This window comes from Aeromonas sp. TECH754 (genome assembly GCF_056279295.1).
On sequence record NZ_JBWBRA010000001.1, the window covers coordinates 3,040,767 to 3,062,472 of the forward strand.

The window sequence follows — 21,706 nt, forward strand, 5'->3', positions numbered from 1 at the left end:
CGCCCCTGGCAATGCCGGCATCGGGCAAGATATCGACGCCAGACACCCATAAAAAAAGCGGCAGATTGCTCTGCCGCTTGTTGCTCAACCTGGCGTCAGGTTATTTGTCGATACTCAGCATGTTGTTTTGCAACATGAAGTCGATGACCTGGTTGGCCGTGGAGCCAGCGCCGCCGGTCAGGGTATCGAAGGTGTGGTTCATCAGCACTATCTCCTGAGTCACCGGCGCCGTGCTGCTCTCCTTGACCTGCAGGTGCACCCCTTCGTTGTCCTGGAAGACCGAGAGCAGGCTCTTCAACGAGCTCTCCGTCTTGCTGCCATCGCTGTCCAGCAGATCCTTCAGATCCAGCTTGTCCCCCTCGGCCTTGGAGAAGTCGACGACATAGTCCTTGGCGACCGTGCCAGCGACAGTATCCCCCTTCTGCCAGCTGAAGATATCGGCACCCGTACCGCCAGTCAGGATGTCGTTGCCCAACCCCCCGACCAGGATGTCGTTGCCCAGCCCGCCACTCAGGATGTCGTTGCCGGCACCGCCATAGAGGGTGTCGTTGCCGGTCCCGCCATAGAGGGTGTCATTACCGGCCTCACCAAACAGAGAGTCGTTGCCGCTGCCACCAAACAGGATGTCGTTGCCGGCACCGCCGTACAGGAAGTCGTCACCACCCTGACCAAACAGGATGTCATTGCCCTCCCCGCCGAGCAGCACATCCGCCTTGTCATTGTTGGCAGACTGATCGAAATCGGCGGCATGCTCCTGGATATAGCGGTGCACGTCGGCATCCAGCACGTCGCGGCCCAGCTGGCCAGCCACATAGCTTTTGACCGCCGCATAGCCTTCCCCGGCAATACCGGCGAAGTGCAGCGCATCGCCGAACAGGATGTCATCGCCCGCCCCGCCGTCGATCCGGTCGGCCCCCGGCAGGTTGTTGACCGAGGTACCCAGGATGGCACTGGCCAGATCCGAGGCATTGACCCCGGTCTTGATCACCCCATCGGAGTCGTAGGATTTCAGATCGTCATAGGAGATATTCGCCCCCAGCCCGATCGCCTCGACGGTCACCCCCATCCCGGTCAGCAGCCCGAAGCCGGCCACCGAGTTGCTGATGGTGGTACTGGTCGAATCCTGACCATTCCCACCCAGAGTCGAGTAGGTATAACCACCCTTGCCATCCGCACGCATATAGCCGATCTGGCTGCCGTTGTAGTTGTATACAACGCCGCTTGCAGTGATCACCGTCCTGCCACTCACCGCATAGGTCTGCCCATAGACATAAGTAGTACCGATGACACTGTTCAGATAAACATCGTTGGATGAGCCGCCGCGATCACGAAGGATCGGGTTGCTGCCTTCATCGTCCAGGTAGTAAGTCGGCTTGCCATCTGTGATGAAGTAGGTCAGGTTCTTGGCATTGCTGTTACCCAACGCGGCTGCACTGTTGAACCAGTTGGCCGTGGCTTTGAACACGTCCTCGTAGTTGGTGCCACCACCGCTGTTTTTGCTGCCATCCATGCCATCGAGAATCGCCTGCAACTGGCTCAGGGCATTCGTGTCCTTGAGGTTCACGCTCACCGACTTGTTGGCCAGGGTGTCGAAGTCCACCAGGAAGATATTGACCTTGCCCGCACCATCCGAGCCAGCGCTGTTCTTGAGGCTGGTAAACACCTGGGCCAGCTGGAGCTTGATGGTGTCCATGGCGCTGGTGCCGATACTGCCGGAGCTGTCGACCATGAAGGCGATGTTGTAGTTCTGACCCGGCAACACCACGCTGCCATCCAGATCCCCCACCACTATGTTGTGCTCACTGCCGTAGGTCCGGTTCTGGTCGCCCGGCTCCCCTTCGGTGGCATTGAAGTAGCTCAGGCGGATGCTGTCATCGTCGGTGGCGGAGCTGGTCTGATCGGTACCCACCTCCTTGGCGATGGCCTCGACCTTGAGATCCACCTGGCCGGCGCTGCCGCCCGGTACGCGCAGGGTCAGCCCGGTCAGCTTCACATCCAGCGCGCTCGCGCTCCACAGACCGCTGCCGGAGGTGAGGGTGATCTTGCCGTCGGCTCCGGCGGCACCCAGCAGCTGGCTGCCGTTATAGAGCAGCGTGCCCTGTGGCATGCCGCTCAGCACCAGGCTGTCGAACTGCTCGCTGCCATCTCTATCGCTCAGTGAGGCGTTCAGTTCCACCGGATAATCGACCACGGTCGGCTGCACCAGGGTCAGCCCGCCCGTCTCCTGATTGATCTGGTAGATGCCGTCGGCGAACTGGACATACTCGATGTCGTGCAGCGCCTTGGTGGTGGCCGCACCGTTCTCCGTCACATAGAAGTTGAACCAGCGATCATTGGTCGAATACCCGCTGCCCTTCTGGATCACGTAGTCGGCACGGTTGCCGGTCAGTACGGCAACGTCTGTGCCCGCACCACCGTAGAGTCCGTCATTGCCGAGGCCTGACACCAGTATGTCGTTGCCCACACCGCCGTCGAGGGTATCACCCGAGACTGAATTGCCGCCTACCAGAACGTCATTGCCCAGGCCACCGGTAAAGTTATCGCCGCCACCCTTCTGGCTCACTATGTAGTCGTTGCCGCTGGTGCCGGTGATTGCATCCTGGCCGGCTGTCGTGTCCGTCAGATTGCTGGTGATCCCGAAGGCCGTCTTGTTGAAGTTGCCGGACTGGAACTGGCTGGTGGTGATGCCTGCGCTCGGGAAGCTCTGGCTGTAGAGCGGTATGCCGTTGCCGGACAGGATCACGTTGACCGTCGGTTTGTCGGCCACCGCTACCACATCGAGCACCAGCTTGCCGCTGTTGCTGAGGTTGGCGCCGTCGCTGATCTGATAACCGAAGCTGGCGTAGTCGATCTTCATGTTGCCGGTAACGGCACCACTGCCGTTGCTGGCGTTGGTGCTCGACTCGTTCAGACCAGGCACGAAGCGCAGGTGACCAGTATCTATGTCACCGTAGGAGATAAGATCCCCCACCTTCACGGCGACCCACTGACCGGCCGCGTTGAGGTACTCCAGCTTGCCGTTGAGAGGCAAGGTGCCGATCTGCACGCTCAGATCGGTTGCCGCCTGATCGTCGCTGGCACCGAACTGGGCCCACTTCAGCACCTGCGGCTGATCTTCCAGCCCAGTGCTGTAGCCACCCGCCGCGGTCGGCGCACGATCGTTGTCCACTATGGTGCCGGTGCCGGTCTGACCACCTATGGTCACCGACAGGGTCTCGTTCGCCTCGACCAGACGATCGTCCAGGGTCGGAATGGTCACGGTGAAGCCAGATACCCCGGCCGGCACGGTGATCTTGCCGGTCGTGCTGTTATAAGTCACCCCGTTGCTGAACTGGGCGGTGCCCCAGTCCAGGCTGGAGGCCGGATTGGTGCCGCTGCCCCTGATGGCGAAGTCATACTCGGTCGCTTCCTGAGTCGCGTCGGACAGGGTCACGCCGTGGCTCAGACTGCCGCCTTCAGTCACGCTCCCGCTGGAGACACCCTCCACTGTGGGGGTGAACAGCGGCTTGGTAGCGAACGATCCCAGACTGGAGTCGCCGTCCCCATCCACCGCCTTGATCTGGAAGTCGATGTCCCCGTCGCCCAGCGGCTTGGACATGTTCTGATACTGGAAGAACTCCCACTTGCCGGTGGCCGGAGTGAACTCCAGACGGAACACCAGAGAGCCATCGCTGGCCTTGCCGACCAGGGTATTGGCCGACTCCAGAGTGGTAGTGATCGCCTTGCCGCTAGCCGTGGTCAGCCCTGTCTCGGACGAACCGATGAGCTGCATATAGCCCTTGCCATCCGCACCCCACTGCGGGGTGACGGTGCCCGAACCGTAGGCAATGGCCTGCGCCGTGCTGGTACCGAGGAACTCGATGCTCTTCACGGTGAAGTCGCTGTTGTCGGAAGTGTTGGTGTTACCGTTGTTGGTGGCCTTGATCACCATGGTGTCGAAGCCGCCCTGCTGCACCTGGAAGTTGCCGGCATAGTCACCGCCCGCAACATTGGAGCTGAAGGTCTGGGTACCGATCAGCACGCCACCGCGATAAAACTCGACCACGCCGCTCTCCAGCTCACCGCCAAACATCTGACTGAACTTGATGTTGGCGCCATAGGCGACCTTGCCCGCATCCAGCTTGATGATCAGCTGTTCGGAGGCCGAGGTGCCGTTGGCGAAGTGACGGAAATCGATCTCGTTGGCGATGTTGTGGTAAGGGGCTGCCACACTGGACACCCCCAACCCGGAGCTGGAGCCGTTCACATTCGCCGCGATCAGTGTCGAATTGGTCGCAGACGTGAAGCCCAGGGCCGTGATGGTGAAACCTGCCATGCCGAGGGACAGCTTGTTGCCGCTGTATTGGGTCAGATCGAACAGACCGGTAAGAGCAGCCGGAATATCCGTCTTGGTGACGGACACGGCCGCCGCATCGCCTGCGATCGGGGAGTCATCCTCGACCGAGATGGGCAGGCTGCCAGTGGTGGTGGTCTTGCCATCCGACACAGTCACACCGATCTGGAAGTTGAGCACGTCCTCACTCCCCTTGACCGGGTGGTCAAGCGGTGCCTTGAGGGTCACATCGTAGCCCCAATCCCCCTTGCCGCCTGTCGGCGCTGTCAGCTTGACGTCGATGACGGCCTTGTAGTCCGCCCCCCCCGCCGTACCGGTATAGCCGGTCAACACCTTGGTGGCAGCATTCCAGCTCCACTGCACCGCAGTACCGCCGGAAGTCAGACCGGCCGGCCCACTCAGGCTGATGGTCAGGCTATCCTGGCTATCCAGGTCACCGACCGTGATCTTGCCGCTGGCAGCCACGCTATCCGTGGTGTCGCTGTTGCCTGCCGTATCGGCGATACCGCCAGCAAGGCCCTCTTCGGATACTACGGCCCCCTTGTCGATGCTCAGTGTCGGTGCATCGTTGGTGCCGGTGATGGTGATGGTCAGCGTGCTGGTCTGGCTCACGGTGCCGTCGGTCGCGGTGTAGGTAAACACCACGCCCGCAGTCTGGCCCGCCGCCAGTTTCTGCGCATCCGCCCCGTTGGCGTTGAAGCTGTAGCTGCCATCGGCACGGATGGTCAGGGTGCCATAGCTGTTGGTCAGTACGGTGTCACCGCTGGCATTGACCGCAGTGGCCGAGCCCGTGGTGCCGTTCAGGATGCCGGTCACCTTCAGGATGTTGCCGTCCACATCGCTGTCGTTGGCCAGCACGCCGCTGGCCGCATTCATGGTCAGGATGGCGTCTTCGTTCACCGCCCCCACATCGGCTTGCAGCACCGGTGCATCGTTGGTGCCGGTGATGGTGATGGTGACCGTGGTGGTCGAGCCATCATTGAGGTGCACGGTGAACTGCTCGGTGTGCTGCTGACCGGCCGCCAGGGCATCGACGGTGGCGTTGTCCGCCAGCACGAAGCTCCACTTGCCATCGGTACCCACCTGGAAGCTGCCGTAAGCACGGCTCTCGCTGCCCGCCACGAAGGTCAGGCCCGGGTTGTCCGCATCGCTCGCGGTCAGGGTGCCGGTCACCGGGGTCAGATCCCCCTCGGTGGCCGCGCCGGTGTCGGCGGAGATGACCGGCAGATCGTCGGTGCCGGTGATGGTGATGGTGACCGTGGTGGTCGAGCCATCATTGAGGTGCACGGTGAACTGCTCGGTGTGCTGCTGACCGGCCGCCAGGGCATCGACGGTGGCGTTGTCCGCCAGCACGAAGCTCCACTTGCCATCGGTACCCACCTGGAAGCTGCCGTAAGCACGGCTCTCGTTGCCCGCCACGAAGGTCAGGCCCGGGTTGTCCGCATCGCTCGCGGTCAGGGTGCCGGTCACCGGGGTCAGATCCCCCTCGGTGGCCGCGCCGGTGTCGGCGGAGATGACCGGCAGATCGTCGGTGCCGGTGATGGTGATGGTGACCGTGGTGGTCGAGCCATCGCTCAAGCTAACGGTGAACTGCTCGGTGTGCTGCTGACCGGCCGCCAGGGCATCGACGGTGGCGTTGTCCGCCAGCACGAAGCTCCACTTGCCATCGGTACCCACCTGGAAGCTGCCGTAAGCACGGCTCTCGCTGCCCGCCACGAAGGTCAGGCCCGGGTTGTCCGCATCGCTCGCGGTCAGGGTGCCGGTCACCGGGGTCAGATCCCCCTCGGTGGCCGCGCCGGTGTCGGCGGAGATGACCGGCAGATCGTCGGTGCCGGTGATGGTGATGGTGACCGTGGTGGTCGAGCCATCATTGAGGTGCACGGTGAACTGCTCGGTGTGCTGCTGACCGGCCGCCAGGGCATCGACGGTGGCGTTGTCCGCCAGCACAAAGCTCCACTTGCCATCGGTACCCACCTGGAAGCTGCCGTACGCACGGCTCTCGTTGCCCGCCACGAAGGTCAGGCCCGGGTTGTCCGCATCGCTCGCGGTCAGGGTGCCGGTCACCGGGGTCAGATCCCCCTCGGTGGCCGCGCCGGTGTCGGCGGAGATGACCGGCAGATCGTCGGTGCCGGTGATGGTGATGGTGACCGTGGTGGTCGAGCCATCATTGAGGTGCACGGTGAACTGCTCGGTGTGCTGCTGACCGGCCGCCAGGGCATCGACGGTGGCGTTGTCCGCCAGCACGAAGCTCCACTTGCCATCGGTACCCACCTGGAAGCTGCCGTACGCACGGCTCTCGTTGCCCGCCACGAAGGTCAGGCCCGGGTTGTCTGCATCGCTCGCGGTCAGGGTGCCGGTCACCGGGGTCAGATCCCCCTCGGTGGCCACGCCGGTGTCGGCGGAGATGACCGGCAGATCGTCGGTGCCGGTGATGGTGATGGTGACCGTGGTGGTCGAGCCATCATTGAGGTGCACGGTGAACTGCTCGGTGTGCTGCTGACCGGCCGCCAGGGCATCGACGGTGGCGTTGTCCGCCAGCACGAAGCTCCACTTGCCATCGGTACCCACCTGGAAGCTGCCGTACGCACGGCTCTCGTTGCCCGCCACGAAGGTCAGGCCCGGGTTGTCCGCATCGCTCGCGGTCAGGGTGCCGGTCACCGGGGTCAGATCCCCCTCGGTGGCCGCGCCGGTGTCGGCGGAGATGACCGGCAGATCGTCGGTGCCGGTGATGGTGATGGTGACCGTGGTGGTCGAGCCATCGCTCAAGCTAACGGTGAACTGCTCGGTGTGCTGCTGACCGGCCGCCAGGGCATCGACGGTGGCGTTGTCCGCCAGCACGAAGCTCCACTTGCCATCGGTACCCACCTGGAAGCTGCCGTAAGCACGGCTCTCGCTGCCCGCCACGAAGGTCAGGCCCGGGTTGTCCGCATCGCTCGCGGTCAGGGTGCCGGTCACCGGGGTCAGATCCCCCTCGGTGGCCGCGCCGGTGTCGGCGGAGATGACCGGCAGATCGTCGGTGCCGGTGATGGTGATGGTGACCGTGGTGGTCGAGCCATCATTGAGGTGCACGGTGAACTGCTCGGTGTGCTGCTGACCGGCCGCCAGGGCATCGACGGTGGCGTTGTCCGCCAGCACGAAGCTCCACTTGCCATCGGTACCCACCTGGAAGCTGCCGTAAGCACGGCTCTCGCTGCCCGCCACGAAGGTCAGACCCGGGTTGTCCGCATCGCTCGCGGTCAGGGTGCCGGTCACCGGGGTCAGATCCCCCTCGGTGGCCACGCCGGTGTCGGCGGAGATGACCGGCAGATCGTCGGTGCCGGTGATGGTGATGGTGACCGTGGTGGTCGAGCCATCATTGAGGTGCACGGTGAACTGCTCGGTGTGCTGCTGACCGGCCGCCAGGGCATCGACGGTGGCGTTGTCCGCCAGCACGAAGCTCCACTTGCCATCGGTACCCACCTGGAAGCTGCCGTACGCACGGCTCTCGTTGCCCGCCACGAAGGTCAGGCCCGGGTTGTCCGCATCGCTCGCGGTCAGGGTGCCGGTCACCGGGGTCAGATCCCCCTCGGTGGCCACGCCGGTGTCGGCGGAGATGACCGGCAGATCGTCGGTGCCGGTGATGGTGATGGTGACCGTGGTGGTCGAGCCATCATTGAGGTGCACGGTGAACTGCTCGGTGTGCTGCTGACCGGCCGCCAGGGCATCGACGGTGGCGTTGTCCGCCAGCACGAAGCTCCACTTGCCATCGGTACCCACCTGGAAGCTGCCGTACGCACGGCTCTCGCTGCCCGCCACGAAGGTCAGGCCCGGGTTGTCCGCATCGCTCGCGGTCAGGGTGCCGGTCACCGGGGTCAGATCCCCCTCGGTGGCCGCGCCGGTGTCGGCGGAGATGACCGGCAGATCGTCGGTGCCGGTGATGGTGATGGTGACCGTGGTGGTCGAGCCATCATTGAGGTGCACGGTGAACTGCTCGGTGTGCTGCTGACCGGCCGCCAGGGCATCGACGGTGGCGTTGTCCGCCAGCACGAAGCTCCACTTGCCATCGGTACCCACCTGGAAGCTGCCGTAAGCACGGCTCTCGCTGCCCGCCACGAAGGTCAGACCCGGGTTGTCCGCATCGCTCGCGGTCAGGGTGCCGGTCACCGGGGTCAGATCCCCCTCGGTGGCCACGCCGGTGTCGGCGGAGATGACCGGCAGATCGTCGGTGCCGGTGATGGTGATGGTGACCGTGGTGGTCGAGCCATCATTGAGGTGCACGGTGAACTGCTCGGTGTGCTGCTGACCGGCCGCCAGGGCATCGACGGTGGCGTTGTCCGCCAGCACGAAGCTCCACTTGCCATCGGTACCCACCTGGAAGCTGCCGTACGCACGGCTCTCGTTGCCCGCCACGAAGGTCAGGCCCGGGTTGTCCGCATCGCTCGCGGTCAGGGTGCCGGTCACCGGGGTCAGATCCCCCTCGGTGGCCGCGCCGGTGTCGGCGGAGATGACCGGCAGATCGTCGGTGCCGGTGATGGTGATGGTGACCGTGGTGGTCGAGCCATCATTGAGGTGCACGGTGAACTGCTCGGTGTGCTGCTGACCGGCCGCCAGGGCATCGACGGTGGCGTTGTCCGCCAGCACGAAGCTCCACTTGCCATCGGTACCCACCTGGAAGCTGCCGTACGCACGGCTCTCGTTGCCCGCCACGAAGGTCAGGCCCGGGTTGTCCGCATCGCTCGCGGTCAGGGTGCCGGTCACCGGGGTCAGATCCCCCTCGGTGGCCGCGCCGGTGTCGGCGGAGATGACCGGCAGATCGTCGGTGCCGGTGATGGTGATGGTGACCGTGGTGGTCGAGCCATCATTGAGGTGCACGGTGAACTGCTCGGTGTGCTGCTGACCGGCCGCCAGGGCATCGACGGTGGCGTTGTCCGCCAGCACGAAGCTCCACTTGCCATCGGTACCCACCTGGAAGCTGCCGTAAGCACGGCTCTCGCTGCCCGCCACGAAGGTCAGGCCCGGGTTGTCCGCATCGCTCGCGGTCAGGGTGCCGGTCACCGGGGTCAGATCCCCCTCGGTGGCCACGCCGGTGTCGGCGGAGATGACCGGCAGATCGTCGGTGCCGGTGATGGTGATGGTGACCGTGGTGGTCGAGCCATCATTGAGGTGCACGGTGAACTGCTCGGTGTGCTGCTGACCGGCCGCCAGGGCATCGACGGTGGCGTTGTCCGCCAGCACGAAGCTCCACTTGCCATCGGTACCCACCTGGAAGCTGCCGTAAGCACGGCTCTCGCTGCCCGCCACGAAGGTCAGGCCCGGGTTGTCCGCATCGCTCGCGGTCAGGGTGCCGGTCACCGGGGTCAGATCCCCCTCGGTGGCCGCGCCGGTGTCGGCGGAGATGACCGGCAGATCGTCGGTGCCGGTGATGGTGATGGTGACCGTGGTGGTCGAGCCATCATTGAGGTGCACGGTGAACTGCTCGGTGTGCTGCTGACCGGCCGCCAGGGCATCGACGGTGGCGTTGTCCGCCAGCACGAAGCTCCACTTGCCATCGGTACCCACCTGGAAGCTGCCGTAAGCACGGCTCTCGCTGCCCGCCACGAAGGTCAGGCCCGGGTTGTCCGCATCGCTCGCGGTCAGGGTGCCGGTCACCGGGGTCAGATCCCCCTCGGTGGCCACGCCGGTGTCGGCGGAGATGACCGGCAGATCGTCGGTGCCGGTGATGGTGATGGTGACCGTGGTGGTCGAGCCATCATTGAGGTGCACGGTGAACTGCTCGGTGTGCTGCTGACCGGCCGCCAGGGCATCGACGGTGGCGTTGTCCGCCAGCACGAAGCTCCACTTGCCATCGGTACCCACCTGGAAGCTGCCGTACGCACGGCTCTCGTTGCCCGCCACGAAGGTCAGGCCCGGGTTGTCCGCATCGCTCGCGGTCAGGGTGCCGGTCACCGGGGTCAGATCCCCCTCGGTGGCCGCGCCGGTGTCGGCGGAGATGACCGGCAGATCGTCGGTGCCGGTGATGGTGATGGTGACCGTGGTGGTCGAGCCATCATTGAGGTGCACGGTGAACTGCTCGGTGTGCTGCTGACCGGCCGCCAGGGCATCGACGGTGGCGTTGTCCGCCAGCACGAAGCTCCACTTGCCATCGGTACCCACCTGGAAGCTGCCGTACGCACGGCTCTCGTTGCCCGCCACGAAGGTCAGGCCCGGGTTGTCCGCATCGCTCGCGGTCAGGGTGCCGGTCACCGGGGTCAGATCCCCCTCGGTGGCCGCGCCGGTGTCGGCGGAGATGACCGGCAGATCGTCGGTGCCGGTGATGGTGATGGTGACCGTGGTGGTCGAGCCATCATTGAGGTGCACGGTGAACTGCTCGGTGTGCTGCTGACCGGCCGCCAGGGCATCGACGGTGGCGTTGTCCGCCAGCACGAAGCTCCACTTGCCATCGGTACCCACCTGGAAGCTGCCGTACGCACGGCTCTCGTTGCCCGCCACGAAGGTCAGGCCCGGGTTGTCCGCATCGCTCGCGGTCAGGGTGCCGGTCACCGGGGTCAGATCCCCCTCGGTGGCCGCGCCGGTGTCGGCGGAGATGACCGGCAGATCGTCGGTGCCGGTGATGGTGATGGTGACCGTGGTGGTCGAGCCATCGCTCAAGCTAACGGTGAACTGCTCGGTGTGCTGCTGACCGGCCGCCAGGGCATCGACGGTGGCGTTGTCCGCCAGCACGAAGCTCCACTTGCCATCGGTACCCACCTGGAAGCTGCCGTACGCACGGCTCTCGCTGCCCGCCACGAAGGTCAGGCCCGGGTTGTCCGCATCGCTCGCGGTCAGGGTGCCGGTCACCGGGGTCAGATCCCCCTCGGTGGCCGCGCCGGTGTCGGCGGAGATGACCGGCAGATCGTCGGTGCCGGTGATGGTGATGGTGACCGTGGTGGTCGAGCCATCGCTCAAGCTAACGGTGAACTGCTCGGTGTGCTGCTGACCGGCCGCCAGGGCATCGACGGTGGCGTTGTCCGCCAGCACAAAGCTCCACTTGCCATCGGTACCCACCTGGAAGCTGCCGTACGCACGGCTCTCGTTGCCCGCCACGAAGGTCAGGCCCGGGTTGTCCGCATCGCTCGCGGTCAGGGTGCCGGTCACCGGGGTCAGATCCCCCTCGGTGGCCACGCCGGTGTCGGCGGAGATGACCGGCAGATCGTCGGTGCCGGTGATGGTGATGGTGACCGTGGTGGTCGAGCCATCGCTCAAGCTAACGGTGAACTGCTCGGTGTGCTGCTGACCGGCCGCCAGGGCATCGACGGTGGCGTTGTCCGCCAGCACGAAGCTCCACTTGCCATCGGTACCCACCTGGAAGCTGCCGTACGCACGGCTCTCGTTGCCCGCCACGAAGGTCAGGCCCGGGTTGTCCGCATCGCTCGCGGTCAGGGTGCCGGTCACCGGGGTCAGATCCCCCTCGGTGGCCGCGCCGGTGTCGGCGGAGATGACCGGCAGATCGTCGGTGCCGGTGATGGTGATGGTGACCGTGGTGGTCGAGCCATCATTGAGGTGCACGGTGAACTGCTCGGTGTGCTGCTGACCGGCCGCCAGGGCATCGACGGTGGCGTTGTCCGCCAGCACGAAGCTCCACTTGCCATCGGTACCCACCTGGAAGCTGCCGTACGCACGGCTCTCGTTGCCCGCCACGAAGGTCAGGCCCGGGTTGTCCGCATCGCTCGCGGTCAGGGTGCCGGTCACCGGGGTCAGATCCCCCTCGGTGGCCGCGCCGGTGTCGGCGGAGATGACCGGCAGATCGTCGGTGCCGGTGATGGTGATGGTGACCGTGGTGGTCGAGCCATCATTGAGGTGCACGGTGAACTGCTCGGTGTGCTGCTGACCGGCCGCCAGGGCATCGACGGTGGCGTTGTCCGCCAGCACGAAGCTCCACTTGCCATCGGTACCCACCTGGAAGCTGCCGTACGCACGGCTCTCGCTGCCCGCCACGAAGGTCAGGCCCGGGTTGTCCGCATCGCTCGCGGTCAGGGTGCCGGTCACCGGGGTCAGATCCCCCTCGGTGGCCACGCCGGTGTCGGCGGAGATGACCGGCAGATCGTCGGTGCCGGTGATGGTGATGGTGACCGTGGTGGTCGAGCCATCATTGAGGTGCACGGTGAACTGCTCGGTGTGCTGCTGACCGGCCGCCAGGGCATCGACGGTGGCGTTGTCCGCCAGCACGAAGCTCCACTTGCCATCGGTACCCACCTGGAAGCTGCCGTACGCACGGCTCTCGTTGCCCGCCACGAAGGTCAGGCCCGGGTTGTCCGCATCGCTCGCGGTCAGGGTGCCGGTCACCGGGGTCAGATCCCCCTCGGTGGCCGCGCCGGTGTCGGCGGAGATGACCGGCAGATCGTCGGTGCCGGTGATGGTGATGGTGACCGTGGTGGTCGAGCCATCGCTCAAGCTAACGGTGAACTGCTCGGTGTGCTGCTGACCGGCCGCCAGGGCATCGACGGTGGCGTTGTCCGCCAGCACGAAGCTCCACTTGCCATCGGTACCCACCTGGAAGCTGCCGTAAGCACGGCTCTCGCTGCCCGCCACGAAGGTCAGGCCCGGGTTGTCCGCATCGCTCGCGGTCAGGGTGCCGGTCACCGGGGTCAGATCCCCCTCGGTGGCCGCGCCGGTGTCGGCGGAGATGACCGGCAGATCGTCGGTGCCGGTGATGGTGATGGTGACCGTGGTGGTCGAGCCATCATTGAGGTGCACGGTGAACTGCTCGGTGTGCTGCTGACCGGCCGCCAGGGCATCGACGGTGGCGTTGTCCGCCAGCACAAAGCTCCACTTGCCATCGGTACCCACCTGGAAGCTGCCGTACGCACGGCTCTCGTTGCCAGCCACGAAGGTCAGGCCCGGGTTGTCCGCATCGCTCGCGGTCAGGGTGCCGGTCACCGGGGTCAGATCCCCCTCGGTGGCCGCGCCGGTGTCGGCGGAGATGACCGGCAGATCGTCGGTGCCGGTGATGGTGATGGTGACCGTGGTGGTCGAGCCATCATTGAGGTGCACGGTGAACTGCTCGGTGTGCTGCTGACCGGCCGCCAGGGCATCGACGGTGGCGTTGTCCGCCAGCACGAAGCTCCACTTGCCATCGGTACCCACCTGGAAGCTGCCGTACGCACGGCTCTCGCTGCCCGCCACGAAGGTCAGGCCCGGGTTGTCCGCATCGCTCGCGGTCAGGGTGCCGGTCACCGGGGTCAGATCCCCCTCGGTGGCCGCGCCGGTGTCGGCGGAGATGACCGGCAGATCGTCGGTGCCGGTGATGGTGATGGTGACCGTGGTGGTCGAGCCATCATTGAGGTGCACGGTGAACTGCTCGGTGTGCTGCTGACCGGCCGCCAGGGCATCGACGGTGGCGTTGTCCGCCAGCACGAAGCTCCACTTGCCATCGGTACCCACCTGGAAGCTGCCGTACGCACGGCTCTCGTTGCCCGCCACGAAGGTCAGGCCCGGGTTGTCCGCATCGCTCGCGGTCAGGGTGCCGGTCACCGGGGTCAGATCCCCCTCGGTGGCCGCGCCGGTGTCGGCGGAGATGACCGGCAGATCGTCGGTGCCGGTGATGGTGATGGTGACCGTGGTGGTCGAGCCATCGCTCAAGCTAACGGTGAACTGCTCGGTGTGCTGCTGACCGGCCGCCAGGGCATCGACGGTGGCGTTGTCCGCCAGCACGAAGCTCCACTTGCCATCGGTACCCACCTGGAAGCTGCCGTAAGCACGGCTCTCGCTGCCCGCCACGAAGGTCAGGCCCGGGTTGTCCGCATCGCTCGCGGTCAGGGTGCCGGTCACCGGGGTCAGATCCCCCTCGGTGGCCGCGCCGGTGTCGGCGGAGATGACCGGCAGATCGTCGGTGCCGGTGATGGTGATGGTGACCGTGGTGGTCGAGCCATCGCTCAAGCTAACGGTGAACTGCTCGGTGTGCTGCTGACCGGCCGCCAGGGCATCGACGGTGGCGTTGTCCGCCAGCACGAAGCTCCACTTGCCATCGGTACCCACCTGGAAGCTGCCGTAAGCACGGCTCTCGCTGCCCGCCACGAAGGTCAGGCCCGGGTTGTCCGCATCGCTCGCGGTCAGGGTGCCGGTCACCGGGGTCAGATCCCCCTCGGTGGCCACGCCGGTGTCGGCGGAGATGACCGGCAGATCGTCGGTGCCGGTGATGGTGATGGTGACCGTGGTGGTCGAGCCATCATTGAGGTGCACGGTGAACTGCTCGGTGTGCTGCTGACCGGCCGCCAGGGCATCGACGGTGGCGTTGTCCGCCAGCACGAAGCTCCACTTGCCATCGGTACCCACCTGGAAGCTGCCGTACGCACGGCTCTCGCTGCCCGCCACGAAGGTCAGGCCCGGGTTGTCCGCATCGCTCGCGGTCAGGGTGCCGGTCACCGGGGTCAGATCCCCCTCGGTGGCCACGCCGGTGTCGGCGGAGATGACCGGCAGATCGTCGGTGCCGGTGATGGTGATGGTGACCGTGGTGGTCGAGCCATCATTGAGGTGCACGGTGAACTGCTCGGTGTGCTGCTGACCGGCCGCCAGGGCATCGACGGTGGCGTTGTCCGCCAGCACGAAGCTCCACTTGCCATCGGTACCCACCTGGAAGCTGCCGTACGCACGGCTCTCGTTGCCCGCCACGAAGGTCAGGCCCGGGTTGTCCGCATCGCTCGCGGTCAGGGTGCCGGTCACCGGGGTCAGATCCCCCTCGGTGGCCGCGCCGGTGTCGGCGGAGATGACCGGCAGATCGTCGGTGCCGGTGATGGTGATGGTGACCGTGGTGGTCGAGCCATCATTGAGGTGCACGGTGAACTGCTCGGTGTGCTGCTGACCGGCCGCCAGGGCATCGACGGTGGCGTTGTCCGCCAGCACGAAGCTCCACTTGCCATCGGTACCCACCTGGAAGCTGCCGTACGCACGGCTCTCGTTGCCCGCCACGAAGGTCAGGCCCGGGTTGTCCGCATCGCTCGCGGTCAGGGTGCCGGTCACCGGGGTCAGATCCCCCTCGGTGGCCGCGCCGGTGTCGGCGGAGATGACCGGCAGATCGTCGGTGCCGGTGATGGTGATGGTGACCGTGGTGGTCGAGCCATCATTGAGGTGCACGGTGAACTGCTCGGTGTGCTGCTGACCGGCCGCCAGGGCATCGACGGTGGCGTTGTCCGCCAGCACGAAGCTCCACTTGCCATCGGTACCCACCTGGAAGCTGCCGTACGCACGGCTCTCGCTGCCCGCCACGAAGGTCAGGCCCGGGTTGTCCGCATCGCTCGCGGTCAGGGTGCCGGTCACCGGGGTCAGATCCCCCTCGGTGGCCGCGCCGGTGTCGGCGGAGATGACCGGCAGATCGTCGGTGCCGGTGATGGTGATGGTGACCGTGGTGGTCGAGCCATCATTGAGGTGCACGGTGAACTGCTCGGTGTGCTGCTGACCGGCCGCCAGGGCATCGACGGTGGCGTTGTCCGCCAGCACGAAGCTCCACTTGCCATCGGTACCCACCTGGAAGCTGCCGTACGCACGGCTCTCGTTGCCCGCCACGAAGGTCAGGCCCGGGTTGTCCGCATCGCTCGCGGTCAGGGTGCCGGTCACCGGGGTCAGATCCCCCTCGGTGGCCGCGCCGGTGTCGGCGGAGATGACCGGCAGATCGTCGGTGCCGGTGATGGTGATGGTGACCGTGGTGGTCGAGCCATCGCTCAAGCTAACGGTGAACTGCTCGGTGTGCTGCTGACCGGCCGCCAGGGCATCGACGGTGGCGTTGTCCGCCAGCACGAAGCTCCACTTGCCATCGGTACCCACCTGGAAGCTGCCGTACGCACGGCTCTCGCTGCCCGCCACGAAGGTCAGGCCCGGGTTGTCCGCATCGCTCGCGGTCAGGGTGCCGGTCACCGGGGTCAGATCCCCCTCGGTGGCCGCGCCGGTGTCGGCGGAGATGACCGGCAGATCGTCGGTGCCGGTGATGGTGATGGTGACCGTGGTGGTCGAGCCATCGCTCAAGCTAACGGTGAACTGCTCGGTGTGCTGCTGACCGGCCGCCAGGGCATCGACGGTGGCGTTGTCCGCCAGCACGAAGCTCCACTTGCCATCGGTACCCACCTGGAAGCTGCCGTACGCACGGCTCTCGCTGCCCGCCACGAAGGTCAGGCCCGGGTTGTCCGCATCGCTCGCGGTCAGGGTGCCGGTCACCGGGGTCAGATCCCCCTCGGTGGCCACGCCGGTGTCGGCGGAGATGACCGGCAGATCGTCGGTGCCGGTGATGGTGATGGTGACCGTGGTGGTCGAGCCATCATTGAGGTGCACGGTGAACTGCTCGGTGTGCTGCTGACCGGCCGCCAGGGCATCGACGGTGGCGTTGTCCGCCAGCACGAAGCTCCACTTGCCATCGGTACCCACCTGGAAGCTGCCGTACGCACGGCTCTCGTTGCCCGCCACGAAGGTCAGGCCCGGGTTGTCCGCATCGCTCGCGGTCAGGGTGCCGGTCACCGGGGTCAGATCCCCCTCGGTGGCCGCGCCGGTGTCGGCGGAGATGACCGGCAGATCGTCGGTGCCGGTGATGGTGATGGTGACCGTGGTGGTCGAGCCATCATTGAGGTGCACGGTGAACTGCTCGGTGTGCTGCTGACCGGCCGCCAGGGCATCGACGGTGGCGTTGTCCGCCAGCACGAAGCTCCACTTGCCATCGGTACCCACCTGGAAGCTGCCGTACGCACGGCTCTCGTTGCCCGCCACGAAGGTCAGGCCCGGGTTGTCCGCATCGCTCGCGGTCAGGGTGCCGGTCACCGGGGTCAGATCCCCCTCGGTGGCCGCGCCGGTGTCGGCGGAGATGACCGGCAGATCGTCGGTGCCGGTGATGGTGATGGTGACCGTGGTGGTCGAGCCATCATTGAGGTGCACGGTGAACTGCTCGGTGTGCTGCTGACCGGCCGCCAGGGCATCGACGGTGGCGTTGTCCGCCAGCACGAAGCTCCACTTGCCATCGGTACCCACCTGGAAGCTGCCGTACGCACGGCTCTCGCTGCCCGCCACGAAGGTCAGGCCCGGGTTGTCCGCATCGCTCGCGGTCAGGGTGCCGGTCACCGGGGTCAGATCCCCCTCGGTGGCCACGCCGGTGTCGGCGGAGATGACCGGCAGATCGTCGGTGCCGGTGATGGTGATGGTGACTGTGGTGGTCGAGCCATCGCTCAAGCTAACGGTGAACTGCTCGGTGTGCTGCTGACCGGCCGCCAGGGCATCGACGGTGGCGTTGTCCGCCAGCACGAAGCTCCACTTGCCATCGGTACCCACCTGGAAGCTGCCGTACGCACGGCTCTCGCTGCCCGCCACGAAGGTCAGGCCCGGGTTGTCCGCATCGCTCGCGGTCAGGGTGCCGGTCACCGGGGTCAGATCCCCCTCGGTGGCCGCGCCGGTGTCGGCGGAGATGACCGGCAGATCGTCGGTGCCGGTGATGGTGATGGTGACCGTGGTGGTCGAGCCATCGCTCAAGCTAACGGTGAACTGCTCGGTGTGCTGCTGACCGGCCGCCAGGGCATCGACGGTGGCGTTGTCCGCCAGCACGAAGCTCCACTTGCCATCGGTACCCACCTGGAAGCTGCCGTAAGCACGGCTCTCGTTGCCCGCCACGAAGGTCAGGCCCGGGTTGTCCGCATCGCTCGCGGTCAGGGTGCCGGTCACCGGGGTCAGATCCCCCTCGGTGGCCACGCCGGTGTCGGCGGAGATGACCGGCAGATCGTCGGTGCCGGTGATGGTGATGGTGACCGTGGTGGTCGAGCCATCATTGAGGTGCACGGTGAACTGCTCGGTGTGCTGCTGACCGGCCGCCAGGGCATCGACGGTGGCGTTGTCCGCCAGCACAAAGCTCCACTTGCCATCGGTACCCACCTGGAAGCTGCCGTACGCACGGCTCTCGTTGCCCGCCACGAAGGTCAGGCCCGGGTTGTCCGCATCGCTCGCGGTCAGGGTGCCGGTCACCGGGGTCAGATCCCCCTCGGTGGCCACGCCGGTGTCGGCGGAGATGACCGGCAGATCGTCGGTGCCGGTGATGGTGATGGTGACCGTGGTGGTCGAGCCATCATTGAGGTGCACGGTGAACTGCTCGGTGTGCTGCTGACCGGCCGCCAGGGCATCGACGGTGGCGTTGTCCGCCAGCACGAAGCTCCACTTGCCATCGGTACCCACCTGGAAGCTGCCGTACGCACGGCTCTCGCTGCCCGCCACGAAGGTCAGGCCCGGGTTGTCCGCATCGCTCGCGGTCAGGGTGCCGGTCACCGGGGTCAGATCCCCCTCGGTGGCCACGCCGGTGTCGGCGGAGATGACCGGCAGATCGTCGGTGCCGGTGATGGTGATGGTGACCGTGGTGGTCGAGCCATCATTGAGGTGCACGGTGAACTGCTCGGTGTGCTGCTGACCGGCCGCCAGGGCATCGACGGTGGCGTTGTCCGCCAGCACGAAGCTCCACTTGCCATCGGTACCCACCTGGAAGCTGCCGTAAGCACGGCTCTCGCTGCCCGCCACGAAGGTCAGACCCGGGTTGTCCGCATCGCTCGCGGTCAGGGTGCCGGTCACCGGGGTCAGATCCCCCTCGGTGGCCGCGCCGGTGTCGGCGGAGATGACCGGCAGATCGTCGGTGCCGGTGATGGTGATGGTGACCGTGGTGGTCGAGCCATCATTGAGGTGCACGGTGAACTGCTCGGTGTGCTGCTGACCGGCCGCCAGGGCATCGACGGTGGCGTTGTCCGCCAGCACGAAGCTCCACTTGCCATCGGTACCCACCTGGAAGCTGCCGTACGCACGGCTCTCGCTGCCCGCCACGAAGGTCAGGCCCGGGTTGTCCGCATCGCTCGCGGTCAGGGTGCCGGTCACCGGGGTCAGATCCCCCTCGGTGGCCACGCCGGTGTCGGCGGAGATGACCGGCAGATCGTCGGTGCCGGTGATGGTGATGGTGACCGTGGTGGTCGAGCCATCGCTCAAGCTAACGGTGAACTGCTCGGTGTGCTGCTGACCGGCCGCCAGGGCATCGACGGTGGCGTTGTCCGCCAGCACGAAGCTCCACTTGCCATCGGTACCCACCTGGAAGCTGCCGTACGCACGGCTCTCGCTGCCCGCCACGAAGGTCAGGCCCGGGTTGTCCGCATCGCTCGCGGTCAGGGTGCCGGTCACCGGGGTCAGATCCCCCTCGGTGGCCGCGCCGGTGTCGGCGGAGATGACCGGCAGATCGTCGGTGCCGGTGATGGTGATGGTGACCGTGGTGGTCGAGCCATCATTGAGGTGCACGGTGAACTGCTCGGTGTGCTGCTGACCGGCCGCCAGGGCATCGACGGTGGCGTTGTCCGCCAGCACGAAGCTCCACTTGCCATCGGTACCCACCTGGAAGCTGCCGTAAGCACGGCTCTCGCTGCCCGCCACGAAGGTCAGACCCGGGTTGTCCGCATCGCTCGCGGTCAGGGTGCCGGTCACCGGGGTCAGATCCCCCTCGGTGGCCGCGCCGGTGTCGGCGGAGATGACCGGCAGATCGTCGGTGCCGGTGATGGTGATGGTGACCGTGGTGGTCGAGCCATCATTGAGGTGCACGGTGAACTGCTCGGTGTGCTGCTGACCGGCCGCCAGGGCATCGACGGTGGCGTTGTCCGCCAGCACGAAGCTCCACTTGCCATCGGTACCCACCTGGAAGCTGCCGTAAGCACGGCTCTCGCTGCCCGCCACGAAGGTCAGGCCCGGGTTGTCCGCATCGCTCGCGGTCAGGGTGCCGGTCACCGGGGTCAGATCCCCCTCGGTGGCCACGCCGGTGTCGGCGGAGATGACCGGCAGATCGTCGGTGCCGGTGATGGTGATGGTGACCGTGGTGGTCGAGCCATCGCTCAAGCTAACGGTGAACTGCTCGGTGTGCTGCTGACCGGCCGCCAGGGCATCGACGGTGGCGTTGTCCGCCAGCACGAAGCTCCACTTGCCATCGGTACCCACCTGGAAGCTGCCGTAAGCACGGCTCTCGCTGCCCGCCACGAAGGTCAGGCCCGGGCTGTCCGCATCGCTCGCGGTCAGGGTGCCGGTCACCGGGGTCAGATCCCCCTCGGTGGCCGCGCCGGTGTCGGCGGAGATGACCGGCAGATCGTCGGTGCCGGTGATGGTGATGGTGACCGTGGTGGTCGAGCCATCGCTCAAGCTAACGGTGAACTGCTCGGTGTGCTGCTGACCGGCCGCCAGGGCATCGACGGTGGCGTTGTCCGCCAGCACGAAGCTCCACTTGCCATCGGTACCCACCTGGAAGCTGCCGTAAGCACGGCTCTCGCTGCCCGCCACGAAGGTCAGGCCCGGGTTGTCCGCATCGCTCGCGGTCAGGGTGCCGGTCACCGGGGTCAGATCCCCCTCGGTGGCCGCGCCGGTGTCGGCGGAGATGACCGGCAGATCGTCGGTGCCGGTGATGGTGATGGTCACCATGTGGGCAGTGCCATCGCTACTGTGCACGGTGAAGGTCTCGACCTTGGTCTCGCCCTCGGCCAGGTACTGCACCTTGCTGTTATCGACCTCATAGGTCCAGGCGCCGCCAGTGGTGATGGAGAGGCTCCCCAGCGCACCATTGCTCGGGGTGCCGCTGCCCGCCACGAAGGTGGACTGGCCCGCATCCGCGTCATCCACGGTGAGCACGCCGCTGTCAGTCAGGGTCGGGTTAGTCGCATCCTCGGTCACCGCGCCGAGGTCATCACCCGCGATGACGGGGACGTTGAAGTCAGTAAGCTCATCCTCTCCATCCCGTGCCTCGACGATCGGCGCGGGTTTGGCCAGATTGCCCGTGTCAAAGCCGGCGGCGGAGATGGTGGCATCACCGGTTCTGTCGATGGTGACAAAGCCGCCGTTGCCGCTGGCGCCCGCGACACCACCGATATTGCCCGCTGCGGGTGCCCCACCGGCCGCCGGCGCTTCAAAGGCCTGGGTCGGGTCGGTGCCCGCCAGAATGGCTTTTTGCAGGGCAGCAACGTCGTCTGGCGTTCCCGCTGGTACATTCTGCGCCAGCAGCGGGGCTTCATCCGCCACAGGTTCTTTGGTCGGGCTCAGGGTGAAGGTGGTGTCTCCGCCCTGGAAACTGGCACCTTCGGGAGCCAGCAATACCGCATCCTTGGGCAGCACATCGCCTTCGGTCAGAAGTGTTTGGCTCCCGTCAGCGGCAACCAGATAGATTTTGCCTTGCAATTGGGTAACGACGACATCCTGATCCAATACGATGTTATGGCTGCTCATGGTTTCTCCTGAAATATCAATGGGCATGTTTTTCCAGTGTCTAATGTGCCCGTTAACCAGGCTAGAAACCAGTGAGAAAAATCGAACGAACAGACCAATATGAAGCCTGGTTATGGGCTGAAAACGAAGGGTGGGTGAAAGGTAATAAGATTAGTTAAATCAATAATA

Annotated in this window: 1 protein-coding gene; it reads right to left on the minus strand. The window is 65.9% G+C overall.

The features are described 5' to 3' along the window. Nucleotides 1-100: 100 nt before the first annotated feature. Nucleotides 101-21,538, minus strand: a complete 21,438-nt coding sequence (locus tag ACZ9IL_RS13720) for a VCBS domain-containing protein (protein ID WP_476004003.1) — start codon at nt 21,536-21,538, stop codon at nt 101-103. Nucleotides 21,539-21,706 lie beyond the last annotated feature (168 nt).

What these genes read in the sequence shown, in the direction of transcription:
- ACZ9IL_RS13720 (WP_476004003.1), bottom strand. Translation starts at nt 21,538, where the DNA reads ATGAGCAGCCATAACATCGTATTGGATCAGGATGTCGTCGTTACCCAA.